This is a genomic window from Amycolatopsis sp. NPDC004747 (assembly GCF_053601335.1).
The window spans coordinates 195,951-208,397 of sequence record NZ_JBSGBQ010000010.1 but is presented as its reverse complement, the minus strand read 5'-3'; the positions used below and the strand labels follow the sequence as shown (position 1 = coordinate 208,397).

Below are 12,447 nucleotides of genomic sequence, written 5' to 3'. Positions count from 1 at the left end.
TGTTCGGCGAACGGTGGTCGCGGTGCGGTCAGCCGCGCAAGGCCGCGATCATGAAGCCGACCGCGGGCTGCGTCGTCGGCACCGGCGGCCAGCTGTTGATGACGGCCAGCAACTGCCAGTAGCGCTCGGCCCGCGCGTCCCCGCTACTGGCGAACCGATCCGCCAGCTCGCGGCGGAACGAGTCCGACTCCGCGTCCTGACCCGGCCGCGCGGACGCCGCGGCGATGTCCGCCGCAAGCGCTTGCCCCTCCGGTGACGTCGGGGTCAGCCCGGCGTCGACGGCTTCCTGCGCCCGCGTCATCCAGGCGTTCCAGTGCTCCCGCCAGGCCTCGGCGGGCTGCTGGAACTCGCCGGCCTTGATCTGGGCGGCCTGGGTTTCGCTCATCCGGCGGATGAGGGCCCGGAAGTCCGGGTCCTGCACCAGCTCGGCGAACTCGATCCAGGCCTCGAGCTGCTCGGGGGTCGGGTCGTCGGGCAGCTCGGGCTTCCCCGACCGCATCCGGCGGTAGAACTCCTGGTCGATGTCGAGCCCGGCGACCATTTCGTCCCAGAACTCGTCAACCAGCCGCTTGCGCTCCTCGTCGGACATCGACGCGAGACGGTTCATCAGGTTCACTTCCTCCAGTTCGGAATTGCGCTTGGCCACCGCGCGCAGCACCGCCCGGCGCAGCCGCAGCCGCCGGATCTGCTCGTCGAGCGCCTCGACGTGCCGGACCGCCAGCTCGCCGACGGTCGTCGACTGGCTCAGCGCGGCGGAGACGTCGGCGAGGCCGAGGCCCAGCTCCCGCAGCGTGCGGACCAGTTCGAGGCGCGCCATCGCCGCCGCGTCGTAGAGGCGGTAGCCGGCGTCCGTCCGCTCGGTCGGCGGCAGGAGGCCCTCGTCCGAGTAGAAGCGGATGGTCTTGACCGGCAGGCCGGTCCGCCGGGACAGCTCGCCGATGGTGAAGGTCGCGGTGGTGCCCACAAAGCGCATGATGAACTCTCCAGTCGGTGGAGAGTCAACTCTTCCACGGTACGGTTGAGGCATGCACTTCACCCGGCCCCGCGACCTGGTGATCGCCGGGCTGCTCGGCCTTGGCCTCGGCTACCTGCTCTTCCAGACCGCCTACGGCTCGCTCCCGCAGCTGCCGCTGCTCGCCGGCGTCACCTTCGCCGTGCTGGCCGTGATCGAGGCCGTCCTCGCCTTCTCGATCCGGTCCCGCATCAAGAACGGGCGAGTCGTCGGCGCGATCGGGGTCGCCCGATCGGTGGCCCTCGCCAAGGCTTCGTCACTCGCCGGCGCGTTCATGGCGGGCGCCTGGCTCGCGGCGCTCGCCTATGTTTTACCCAGACGTGACGAACTCGTCGCCGCGGTCCTCGACACGCGGGCCGCGGCGGTCGGCGTGGTGTCCTCCGCAGCCCTGGTAGCAGCGGCTTTGTGGCTCGAGCACTGCTGCCGGACCCCGCAGGACCACGATCGTGAGCGCACCCGCGGGACGACCGGTTAGCGCTGGAATCACACCGCTCGCTGGACCGAGTAGGTCTCGTTCGGATTACGAGCAGGTACGGTGTCAGTCATGACCGGCGTGGGTGACGACTCGCGCGGCCGCCTCTTGGGCAGGCCGTGGCTCGTCGTCGGCTTTGTCCTCGCCATCGGAGCCACCCTCGCACTGGTGCTCAGCGACGATCTCCGCTACCTCCGGCTCGGGATCGTCGCGGCCCTCTGGGCCGCCCTGATCGGCGCTTTCCTCGCCGTGAAGTACCGCAAGAGCGCGGCACAGAGCGAGGACGCGGTCGCCGAGGCGCAGGCTGTGTACGAACTGGAGCTGGAACGCGAGATCGCGGCCCGGCGCGAATTCGAGCTGGAGGTGGAGGCCGAGAAGAGCTCGGTCGCCGACTCCAAGGGCCGCGAGGAGCTCGAGGCGCTGCGCGCCGAGGTGTCCGCGCTGCGCGACAGCCTCCAGTCGCTGTTCGGCGGCGAGGTGCTGCTCGAACGCGTCGCGCTGACCGCGCAGGCGACGCGGATGCGCAAGCTGTCCGACGAGAACCGCATGATCCCCGACGCCGCGCCGAAGAAGAAGCCGGCTCAGCTGATGGCCGGGAAGAAGCCCGCCGAGCCGGGCGAACGGCCGACCGAGCTGATCGACCGCGTCCTCGACGAGCGCCGCCGCAAGGCGTCGAACGGCAAGCCCGCCAACGGCAAGGGCCTCGGCGCCAAGGGCAAGGGCTTCGGTGGCAAGCCGGTCCCGAAGACACCGGCGAACGTCTCCGTGCAGAGCACCCAGCAGATCGCCCGGCCGAAGCCGCTGAGCGAGCGCCGTCCGCCGGTGCCGCCGGTCGACCCGGCGCTGAACGCCGCGCAGCGCGAGCTGAAGGCCGCCGAGCTGCGGGCCGAGGCGGCGCGCCGCCAGGCCGAGTCGCAGCCGATGCGGCTGCCGAAGGAAGAAGCCGCGAAGCAGCCCGAGCGCCGCCCGGAGGCCGCCGCCGAGCCGACGCGCCGGGACGTGCCGCGCCCCGCCGACCCCAAGACCGAGATCCGGCGCCCGCCGGAGCCGAAGACCGAGATCCGCCGCCCGCAGGAGCCGAAGACGGAAATCCGCCGTCCCGAGCCGCCGCCCGCGCGCCGCGCCGAGATGTCGAAGTCGGACATCCGGCCGGTCGAGGTGTCGCGGCCCGACATCCCGCGGGTGGAGATGTCCCGTCCGGATATTCCGCGGGTGGAGATGTCGCGTCCGGACATCCCGCGGGTCGAGGCGCCGCGGCCGGAGATGCCGCGGCCGGAGATGCCGCGGGCCGAAAAGCCGCGTCCCGAGATGCCGCGGCCTGAGGCGCCGCGGCCGAACGTGCCGCGGGGGACCGCGTCACGGGCGGACATTCCGCGCGTGGAGATGTCGCGGCCCGACATCCCGCGGGTGGAAATGTCGCGGCCCGACATCCCGCGCGTCGAGATGTCCCGGCCTGATATTCCGCGGGTGGAGATGTCGCGTCCGGACATTCCCCGGGTGGAGATGTCCCGGCCGGACATCCCGCGTGTCGGCGGCCACCCGAACGGCGCGCGTCCCGATCCCCGCAAGGCGCCCGAGCCGCCGCGGCCGGTGCCGGGCCGTCCGGCGGCCAACGTGCCGCCGCCGAAGCCGTCCGAGATGTCGCGTTCGGACATCCGGCCGGTCAAGGACCTCAGCGCGGCCTTCCAGAACCGTGACGACTTCGCCGAGCGCCAGCGGCCCAACCGGCCGAAGCCGCCCGAGCCGAAGCCGCCGATGCCGCGGGACGCCGTGGCGTCCCGGACCGACATCCCGCCGGTCGTCCCGCCGACGACACCGGTGCCGAGCAAGAGCCCGTCGCCGCGGCAGCCGTCGCGCACGGACCTGCCCCCGGTGGTGCCGCCGACGACGCCGGTCCCGTCGGCCGACAGCCGCCGCCCGTCGCGGCTGGAGCAGTTCTCGCGGGCCGACATGTCGCCGATCCTGGAAGAGCCGCCCTCCCGCCACGGTGGTTCGCACCGCGCGCCGGCGGAGGCCGCCAAGGCAGAGCCGCCGATGGCGAACCCGACGTTGCCGGAGTCGGTCCGCAGCTTCCAGGGCCGCTCGGGCGGTCGCCGCCGCAAGCCGGAGGACTCGCAGCAGCTGCCGGCGGTCCCGCCGGCACCGGAGCCCGCGGGCGGCGGCCGCCGCCGTCGCCCGGACGGCGAGCCGCCGGCCTGGGAAGGCATGGTCGCGGAGCGGGCTTCGATGTCCCGCCGCGGCATGGCACCGGTGGACCCGGCGGAGGTCGAGCAGCAGCAGAACGGCCACAACGGAGCCCGCAACGGCCGCCGAGCGGCCCCCGAACCCGCCCCGGGCAGCGGTTCCCACGCGGCGGGCCGTTCGGTGAGCGAACTCTTGGCGGCCAACGGCGGCACCGGGGCAACCCCTCGCCGCCGCCGTCGCGCAGAGGACTGAGCCCGGGCGCCTGAGCCAAGCGCCCCAAGGCGGCCTTGGGGCGCATCAGACGGTGGCGCAACCAAGGCCACGCTGCGGCGCACCGAAGGCCGCCTTGGTTGCGTCTAGCGCATCGAAGGCCGCCTTGGTCGCGTCAGACGCACCGAAGGCCACATCGGGGCGCATCCGGCGGCGTCCGGCAGGCTGAATGGTGTGCCGTGTGTGCCAGGTGGCGTTCCGGTCCGCGCACCCTCCTGCGTAGGGTGACCCGCTGTGAGCGGAACCCTCTCGCCCGCGACGGGACTTGATCGTGGCCGGCGGCCTCGCCGGGTCACCGTGCTGCTGCCGGTGCTCGGGCTGATCGTGGTGGCCCTGTGCGGCCTGTTCCTGTTCGGGCTCGCCACCGCGCGGGTCGGCCCGCTCGCCGTCACCATCGGCGTGCTCGCCGCGCTCGTTCCCGTGGCCGGGGTGGTCGCCGGGTTCCTCTGGGTCGATCGGTGGGAGCCCGAACCCGCCAAGTTCCTGCTGCTCGCCTTCGCCTGGGGCGCCTGCATCGCCACCATCACCGCGCTGCTCATCAACACCACCGCCGAGGCCGTCGGGGACGAGCTGCTCGGCCAGGGCAGCGGCAACACCGTGGCCGCGCTCGTCTCCGCCCCGGTGGTCGAGGAGGCCGCGAAAGCCCTCTTCGTCGTGCTCATCCTCTGGCGGCGGTCCAGCGAGTTCGACGGCGTCGTCGACGGGGTCGTGTACGCCGGGTTCAGCGCCGCCGGGTTCGCCTTCACCGAGAACATCTACTACTTCGGGCGGGCCTTCGCCGACTACGGCTTCGGGGACGGGCACAGCCAGGGCGTCATCACCGCGTTCTTCCTCCGCGGCGTGCTCGCCCCCTTCACGCACCCGCTGTTCGCCGTGCTCACCGGCATCGGGATCGGCATCGCCGCGCGGACCACGACCAAGGCGCTCAAGATCGTCGCGCCGATCGCCGGGTACCTCGCCGCCGTCTGCCTGCACGCGCTGTGGAACAGCGCCGCGCTGCTCGGCGGGTCGAAGTTCCTCACCGTCTACTTCCTGATCATGCTGCCGCTCTTCCTCGGTGTCGTCTACCTGGTCATCCTGCAGCGGAAGCGGGAGCAGCGGATCATCGCCGCCGCGCTGCCGCACATGGCCGCCGCGCGGTGGATCGCGCCGTCGGAGGTCGAGCTGCTGGCCAGCCTGCCCGGGCGGCGGGCGTGGCGGCGGCAGGCTAAACGGCAGTCCGGCAAGCAGGCCGCGAAGGCCGTCGCCGTCTACCAGGCCAGCGTGACGGAGCTCGCGTTCCTCGACCGGCACCAGCTCACCAGCGACGCCGACCGGCAGCGCCAGCAGGAGCTGCTGCGCACCCTGAAGGCCGCCCGCGCGGAGGCGACCCGCCTCGCCGACGAGGCCGCCCGCGGGTGACCCGGTCCGGGTGAAGCTGGTCACCCGGGCTCAACGACGCGCGCCCGCCCGAGTTAGTCTCGCGCCGTCGTCCGGTACCCGGGAAGGGACTGGAACGAGAGCAGAGGGAGTCTGCGAACCATGAGCGTCCACAGGCGCACGCCATGATGAGGCCCGCCCGCCTCGCGGTCGGCGTCGTTTCCGCCGGCCGGGTGGGCAGCGTGCTCGGCGCCGCGCTGGCCCGGGCGGGGCACACGGTGGTCGCCGCGTCCGGTCTGTCCGCTTCGTCGCTGGCCCGTGCCGAACGCCTCCTGCCCGACGTGCCCCTCCTCCCGCCCGACGAAACCGTCCGCCGGGCGGACCTCGTGCTGCTCGCCCTCCCCGACGACGCGCTGGCCGGCATGGTCCGCGGCCTCATCGCGACCGGATCGCTGCGGCCCGGCCAGATCGTCGTGCACACCTCCGGGGCGCAGGGCATCGACGTGCTCGCTCCCGCGGCCGAAGCCGGCGCGCTGGCGCTCGCGCTGCACCCGGTGATGACGTTCACCGGCCGCGAAGAGGACCTCGAGCGGCTGGCGGCGTGCAGCATCGGCGTCACCGCGGCGGCGGACGACGAGGCGGCCTGGAACGTCGGCGAGGCGCTCGCGGTCGAGATGGGTGCCGAGCCGGTGCGCATCCCCGACTCCGCGCGAGCGCTCTACCACGCTGCGTTGACCCACGGCGCGAACCACCTGATGACGCTGGTCGCCGACTGTGCGGAAGTCTTGCGGGAAGCGGGAATCGGGCATTCCGAGCGCCTGGTGGCGCCACTGCTTTCGGCGGCGTTGGATAATGTGCTGCGACACGGCGACCGCGCCCTCACCGGGCCGGTCGCGCGTGGCGATCTCGGCACCGTCCGCAAGCACCTCGCGGTGCTGGCGGACCGGGCGCCGGAGGTGGAGCCGGCCTATCGCGCGCTGGCCAGGCGCACGGTGGCGCGTTCGTCGGCTGCCGGGCTGCTGGACACCGCGGCCGCCAAAGACCTCACCGAACTCCTCGACGATCCCGCCGAAGGGCATCCAGACCAGTGACCACACCGAAATTCAGCCGCGGCACGTTGAACGCGTTCGCGTCGCCGGAGCAGATGAGCCAGGTCAGCCGGGCGCTGCACGGCGTCGGCCGCAAGCTGGCGCTCGTGCCGACCATGGGCGCGCTGCACGCCGGCCACCGCGAGCTGATCCGCCGCGCGAAGCGGCTGCCGAACACCGTCGTGGCCACCTCGATCTTCGTCAACCCGCTGCAGTTCGGCGCGGGCGAAGACTTCGAGGCGTACCCGCGGCCGCTGGAGGCTGACCTCGGCATCCTGCGCGAGGACGGCGTCGAAATCGCGTTCACCCCCAGCGCGGACGCCCTCTACGCCGAGGGCGCCGTGGTGACCGTGCACCCGGGCCCGCTCGGCGGCGAACTCGAAGGCGCCGTCCGGCCCGGCCACTTCGCCGGCGTGCTCACCGTCGTGGCGAAGCTGTTCAACCTGCTCCGTCCGGACTACGCCTTCTTCGGCGAAAAGGACTACCAGCAGCTGGTGCTGATCAAGCGGATGGTGCGCGACCTGAACATCGACACGCGCGTGATCGGCGTGCCGACCGTGCGCGAGCGTGACGGGCTCGCGTTGTCCTCGCGCAACGTCTACCTGACGCCTGAGCAGCGCGAAGACGCCATCGTCCTGTCGGCCGCCCTCACCGCGGGGGCGTTCGTCGGCCGGGACGGTGCCGACGCGGTCCTCGAGACCGCGTGGAAGACCCTCGCCGCGCGGCCCGCGGTCGAGGTGGATTACCTGGAGTTGAGGGGAACCGACCTCGGGCCCGCGCCCGTCGACGGTGAGGCACGACTGTTGATCGCGGCCCGGGTGGGGAGTACCCGGCTGATCGACAACGTTCCGGTGCTGCTCGGCGCGGCCGTCGAGCACCCGGAGCGGCTGGACGCAGGGGAATAGGAGTCCACGATGTACCGCACGATGCTCAAGTCGAAGATCCACCGGGTCACCGTGACCCAGGCCGACCTGCACTACGTCGGTTCGGTGACGGTCGACGAGGACCTGATGGAGGCCGCGGACCTGCTGCCGGGGGAACAGGTGTCCATTGTGGACGTCACCAACGGGGCGCGGCTGGAGACCTACGTCATCAAGGGGGAACGCGGCAGCGGGGTGCTCGGCATCAACGGCGCCGCGGCGCACCTGGTGCACCCAGGTGACCTGGTCATCCTCATCTCGTACGGCCAGATGGACGACGCCGAGGCGGCGACGTACCAGCCGCGCGTGGTGTTCGTCGACGCGGACAACCGGATCGTCCACCGGCACACCGACCCCGGGCACGCGCCGGAGGGGTCGGGGCTGCTGTCCGGCACGGTCACGCTGCCGCCGGACGAGGAGACGGCGATCTTCCCGGTGGCCGAGACGGCGGACGCCCGCCGCCTCGACGCCTTGCTGCACGCGGAAAGCTGAGCCGCTTGCTGCTCACCGTCGACGTCGGCAACACGAACATCGTCCTCGGCCTGTGGTCCGGCCAGGAACTGGTGGGCGACTGGCGCATGCGCACGGACGCGCGCATGACGGCCGACGAGCTGGCGTTGACGGTCCGCGGGCTGCTTGGCCCGCACGCGGACGCGGTGACCGGGATCAGCGCGTTGTCGACGGTGCCGGCCGTGCTGCGCGAACTGCGCGTGATGCTCGGCCGGTACTACGCCCGAGTCCCGAAGATCGTGGTCGAGCCGGGCGTGCGCACCGGCGTGGCGCTGCTGGTGGACAACCCGAAGGAGGTGGGCGCGGACCGGCTGGTGAACACGCTGGCCGCGCACCACCTCCACAGCACGGCGTGCGTGGTGGTCGACTTCGGCACGTCGACCAACGTGGACGCGATCTCGGCCCGCGGCGAGTTCCTGGGCGGCGCGTTCGCCCCGGGCATCGAGATTTCGGTGGACGCGCTGGCGCTGCGCGCGGCGGCGCTGCGCAAGGTCGAGCTGGTGCCGCCGCGGTCGGTGATCGGCAAGAACACCGTGGAGTGCCTGCAGTCCGGGATCCTGTACGGCTTCGCGGGCCAGGTGGACGGCCTGGTGCGCCGGATCGTGCGCGAGCTTTCCCCGGGCGGGACGGAGAAGGTGGCGGTGCTGGCGACGGGCGGCCTGGCGCCGCTGGTGCTGGACGAGTCGGAGACGATCACCGACCACGTGCCGGAGCTGACGCTGCTCGGCCTGCGGCTGGCCTACGAACGCAACATCCGGCCCTGACGGCCGTCACCGCCGCCGTGCGCGCAACACCGTGGTGACCAGCGGCAGGTCGAATTCCCCGTCCGCCGTGGCCGGGTTCTCCGTGAGGAACCGCCGGAGCCGGCCCAGCAGGGCCGCCGACTCCTCGGGGGCCGACACGATCACCATCGAATACGTCGCGATCGTTTCCACCAGGCTCTCCGCCGTCCGCCGTTGCGCATGGCGAAACCGGTCGCTTTCGAACGACTCGAATGCCGGGTGCGTGACCTCGCGCATATTCTCGACGCTCGCCGGGCGGCGGGCGCCGTCGCGGCCCAGCGCGGTGAACTCGGCGACCCAGGGCACCGATTCGTCTTCGTAGTTCCACATCGGCACCAGCACGCCGCCGGCGCGCAGCACGCGGCCGATCTCCGTCATCGCCGCCGGGACGTCGAACCAATGGAACGCCTGGCCGACGAAAACCGCGTCGACGCACCGGTCGGCCAGCGGGATCCGTTCCGCCTCCCCGGCCAGCGACACCGCCGACGGCACCGCCCGTTCGAGTTCCGCGCGCATTTCCGGGTCGGGTTCGACCGCGGTGACGTCGAGCCCGAGCGCGGCCAGGCCCTGGGTGAGCTTGCCGGTTCCGGCGCCGAGATCGAGCACCCGGTGCGGTGTTCCGCTCGCCCCGGAAAGCCCCCACTCGATCGCTTCCCGGGGGTAGCCGGGCCGGTGCTGGGCGTATTCGGCGGCGCGGCTGCCGAACGAAGAAGCGCGCTGACCACGGGTGGGATCGCTCACGCCGTCCAGGTTAATCGAGGAAAGCCAAAGGTAATCCGGTTGGCGTAGCGTCCAGCCGGGTTCGTACCCTATGGGCCATGACCGAAAACCCCGCTTCCACCAGCGAGCCCGCCGAAGACGAACTGCCCGAGCAGATGCGGGTGCGCCGGGAGAAGCGCGACCGGATCCTCGCGCAGGGTATCGATCCTTACCCGGTCGAGGTACCCCGGACCCACTCGCTCGCCGAAGTGCGCGCCACGCATTCCGGGCTGCCCGCCGACACCGCCACGGGCGAGCAGGTCGGCGTCACCGGCCGGGTGATGTTCCTCCGCAACACGGGCAAACTGTGCTTCGCGAGCCTCCGCGAGGGCGACGGCACCGAACTGCAGGCGATGATCAGCCTGGCGAAGGTCGGCGAGGACGCGCTGGCGGCGTGGAAGTCCGACGTCGACCTCGGCGACCACGTGTTCGTGCAGGGCGAGGTCATCACGTCCAAGCGCGGCGAGCTCTCGGTGATGGCCGACGCCTGGCGCATCACGTCGAAGGCCCTTCGTCCGCTGCCGAACGCCTTCAAGGACCTGGCCGAGGAGACGCGGGTCCGCCAGCGCTACGTCGACCTCATCATGCGCCCGCGCGCGCGGGACGTGGTGCGCACGCGCGCCGGCGTGGTCCGGTCGCTGCGGGAGTCGTTCCACCGCCGCGGGTTCACCGAGGTCGAGACGCCGATGCTGCAGACGCTGCACGGCGGCGCCACGGCCCGGCCCTTCGTGACGCATTCCAACGCGTTCGACATGGAGCTCTTCCTGCGGATCGCGCCGGAGCTCTACCTCAAGCGCTGCGTCGTCGGCGGCATCGAGAAGGTCTTCGAGATCAACCGCAACTTCCGGAACGAGGGCAGCGACTCTTCGCACTCGCCGGAGTTCGCGATGCTCGAGTACTACGAGGCCTACGCCACGTACGACACGAACGCGGTGATGACGCGCGAGCTGATCCAGGAGGCCGCGCAGTCGGTGCTGGACACGCTGGTCGTCACGCTGCCGGACGGTTCGGAGTACGACCTGTCCGGCGAATGGACCACGCTCGGAATGTACGAGTCGTTGTCCGATTCCCTCGGCGAAGAGGTGACGCCGGAGACCCCGGCCGCCAAACTGCACGGATTCGCGCAGGCCAGGGGCCTGGAAGTGGATCCGAAGCTCGGGCACGGGAAGCTCGTCGAGGAACTGTGGGAACACCTCGTCGGAGATCACCTGCAGGCACCGACGTTTGTCCGTGATTTTCCGCTGGAGACGTCGCCATTGACGCGGCAGCACCGCTCCCGGCCCGGGGTGGCCGAGAAGTGGGACCTCTACGTGCGCGGATTCGAACTCGCCACCGGATACTCCGAGCTGGTCGATCCGGTCGTCGAACGGGAACGCCTCACCGAACAGTCGCTGCTGGCCGCGCAGGGCGATAGCGAAGCCATGCGGCTCGACGAGGATTTCCTGCGGGCCCTGGAGTACGGAATGCCGCCGAGCGGTGGCGTCGGAATGGGGATCGACCGGCTCCTCATGGCGCTGACCGGTCTCGGTATCCGGGAGACGATCCTCTTCCCGCTGGTACGACCCGAATAACCCGGCCGTGTGAGGATAGCGGTCGGTTATGGATACGAGATTTGCGTTGCACTGCAGAAGCGGGTACTAATGTTCTAGACAAAGTCTTCTGTCCCGGGGCTTGCCCCGTACCAGATCATTGAGTAAGCCCCGCAGGAGGAATCGGATGGCACAGAAGGTGCTCGTCTCGCTGGTCGACGACCTCGACGGCAGTGAGGCGGAAGAGACCGTCGAGTTCGGTTTGGACGGAGTCAGCTACCAGATCGATCTCTCCTCGGAAAACGCCGAGGAGCTGCGGGACGCGCTCGCTCAGTATGTCGAGCACGCGCGTCGTGCGGGCGGTCGCAAGCGCGCTTCGGTCCGGCCCGTCGCGGGTAAGGGTTCGGCTCGCCCGGCCGCGGTCGACCGCGAGCAGAACCAGGCCATCCGGTCGTGGGCGCGCAAGAACGGCTACGCGGTTTCCGACCGCGGCCGCATCCCCTCCGAGGTCGTCGAGGCCTACCACAAGAAGAACTGAAGATTGCTCACGCCGCCACCGCGTGCGGCCGGGTGCGGGTCACTGACCAGCGGTTTTACTCCGGCGCCGGTGGGGTGGCCAATCTCGTCGACGCGGGGTTTCCAGTGGAGGCCGCCGGGTGAATTTTCACCCGGCGGCTTTCTTCATGTCCGATCGCTGTCCGGTTGCCCTTCGGCGGCGGCGCGGGCCGTTCGGGCGTACTCGGCAGGCGGCCGGCCGGTCACCGTCCGGAAATCGCGGATGAAGTGCGACTGGTCGCTATAGCCCAGCCGCAGCGCCAGACCGGCGTAATCGGGTTGTCCTTCTGTGACGATCCGCTGCGCTGCGTCATTGAGGCGGTATATCCGGATCGCCCACTTGGGCGGGCAGCCGACGTGTTCGGCGAACATCCGCTGGATGGAGCGGGTGGTTAGTCCAGTATCCGCGCAGAGTTGCGCGACCCGGGTAATTCCCGGATCCCGCGCGATTGATTCCACGGCCATCGCCGCTTCGCGAGCCGCCGGAGACAGCCGCACCGGATTTGCGATCAGCAAGTTGTCGATCGCACGGACCATTTGCGCGTCGTCGTCCGCGGTCTGCACCGATTCCGAGGCCGCCGCGGCGGCCGGGCCGAAAACGTCGGCGAGTGGGACGGCCCGGTCGGCGATGTCACGCACGGGGCCGCCGAGGAACGCGCGGAAGGTGCCCGGCCGGAATCGCACGCCCAAGCCTTGGACGCGGCCGGTCAGGTGGTGCGAAAAGACGTCGCGGGCCGGACCGTGGACGCCGGAGGCGCCGGGGAAGAACGTCACGTGGACCGAGAGGTTCGGCAGCACCCGCTGCTCGTACGGCGGTTTGCCGCGCCGGTCCCACCGCAGGACCCAGTGGTATTCGACGAATTCAGCGAGCTCCGGAGCAGGCGGGTGCCGGGTCAGGGTGAACATCGTGCGCGCGGTGGCTTCGGCCACGATGCCGCGCGGGATCCGGTGCGTCACGGGTTCACGGTAGCTGTCGCGTTCGTCCAAGACGCGGTCCTCGCCGGGGG

Annotated in this window: 12 protein-coding genes; 9 read left to right on the top strand and 3 right to left on the bottom strand. The window is 71.2% G+C overall.

What is annotated here, in order from left to right; genetic code table 11:
• Window positions 1-28: 28 nt before the first annotated feature.
• The gene (locus tag ACWEGE_RS18410) at window positions 29-964 is read right to left on the bottom strand and encodes a helix-turn-helix domain-containing protein (protein WP_449661653.1); all 936 of its coding nucleotides are present in this window, start codon (window positions 962-964) and stop codon (window positions 29-31) included.
• A gap of 61 nt (window positions 965-1,025) precedes the next feature.
• Here ACWEGE_RS18410 and ACWEGE_RS18405 point away from each other — a divergent pair, with 61 nt between their 5' ends.
• From ACWEGE_RS18405 to ACWEGE_RS18375, 7 genes are all read left to right on the top strand, one after another.
• Entirely contained in the window at window positions 1,026-1,487 is a 462-nt protein-coding gene (locus ACWEGE_RS18405) for a DUF3180 domain-containing protein (protein ID WP_449661652.1), read from the top strand.
• Window positions 1,488-1,556: 69 nt separating this feature from the next.
• The gene (locus tag ACWEGE_RS18400) at window positions 1,557-3,920 is read left to right on the top strand and encodes a DUF6779 domain-containing protein (protein ID WP_449661651.1); all 2,364 of its coding nucleotides are present in this window, start codon (window positions 1,557-1,559) and stop codon (window positions 3,918-3,920) included.
• 315 nt (window positions 3,921-4,235) lie between these two features.
• Complete coding sequence (locus ACWEGE_RS18395) at window positions 4,236-5,339, top strand: PrsW family intramembrane metalloprotease (RefSeq protein ID WP_449661751.1); 1,104 nt, start codon at window positions 4,236-4,238, stop codon at window positions 5,337-5,339.
• 89 nt (window positions 5,340-5,428) lie between these two features.
• Window positions 5,429-6,388, top strand: a complete 960-nt coding sequence (locus ACWEGE_RS18390; RefSeq protein WP_449661750.1) for a Rossmann-like and DUF2520 domain-containing protein — start codon at window positions 5,429-5,431, stop codon at window positions 6,386-6,388.
• Window positions 6,385-7,290, top strand: a complete 906-nt coding sequence (gene panC, locus ACWEGE_RS18385) for a pantoate--beta-alanine ligase (RefSeq protein WP_449661650.1) — start codon at window positions 6,385-6,387, stop codon at window positions 7,288-7,290. Before ACWEGE_RS18390 ends, panC begins: the two co-directional genes overlap by 4 nt.
• Before the next feature lie 9 nt (window positions 7,291-7,299).
• Window positions 7,300-7,797, top strand: coding sequence for an aspartate 1-decarboxylase (panD, locus tag ACWEGE_RS18380; RefSeq protein WP_013230457.1), 498 nt, complete (start codon window positions 7,300-7,302; stop codon window positions 7,795-7,797).
• 5 nt (window positions 7,798-7,802) lie between these two features.
• The gene (locus tag ACWEGE_RS18375; protein ID WP_449661649.1) at window positions 7,803-8,579 is read left to right on the top strand and encodes a type III pantothenate kinase; all 777 of its coding nucleotides are present in this window, start codon (window positions 7,803-7,805) and stop codon (window positions 8,577-8,579) included.
• 6 nt (window positions 8,580-8,585) lie between these two features.
• Here ACWEGE_RS18375 and ACWEGE_RS18370 read toward each other — a convergent pair whose 3' ends face one another.
• The gene (locus ACWEGE_RS18370) at window positions 8,586-9,338 is read right to left on the bottom strand and encodes a class I SAM-dependent methyltransferase (protein WP_449661648.1); all 753 of its coding nucleotides are present in this window, start codon (window positions 9,336-9,338) and stop codon (window positions 8,586-8,588) included.
• A 77-nt stretch (window positions 9,339-9,415) separates the two neighbouring features.
• Between ACWEGE_RS18370 and lysS the strand changes: the two genes are divergently transcribed.
• Together lysS and ACWEGE_RS18360 are read left to right on the top strand one after the other, a co-directional pair.
• Window positions 9,416-10,927, top strand: a complete 1,512-nt coding sequence (gene lysS / locus ACWEGE_RS18365) for a lysine--tRNA ligase (protein ID WP_449661647.1) — start codon at window positions 9,416-9,418, stop codon at window positions 10,925-10,927.
• Between the two features lie 145 nt (window positions 10,928-11,072).
• A complete protein-coding gene (locus tag ACWEGE_RS18360; protein WP_020641935.1) occupies window positions 11,073-11,423 on the top strand; it encodes a histone-like nucleoid-structuring protein Lsr2 in 351 nt (116 codons plus the stop codon).
• Between the two features lie 143 nt (window positions 11,424-11,566).
• Here the strand turns inward: ACWEGE_RS18360 and ACWEGE_RS18355 are convergent, their stop codons facing one another.
• Window positions 11,567-12,427 (bottom strand): AraC family transcriptional regulator, encoded by an 861-nt coding sequence (locus ACWEGE_RS18355; protein ID WP_449661646.1) that lies wholly within the window; start codon window positions 12,425-12,427, stop codon window positions 11,567-11,569.
• Window positions 12,428-12,447: the final 20 nt, after the last annotated feature.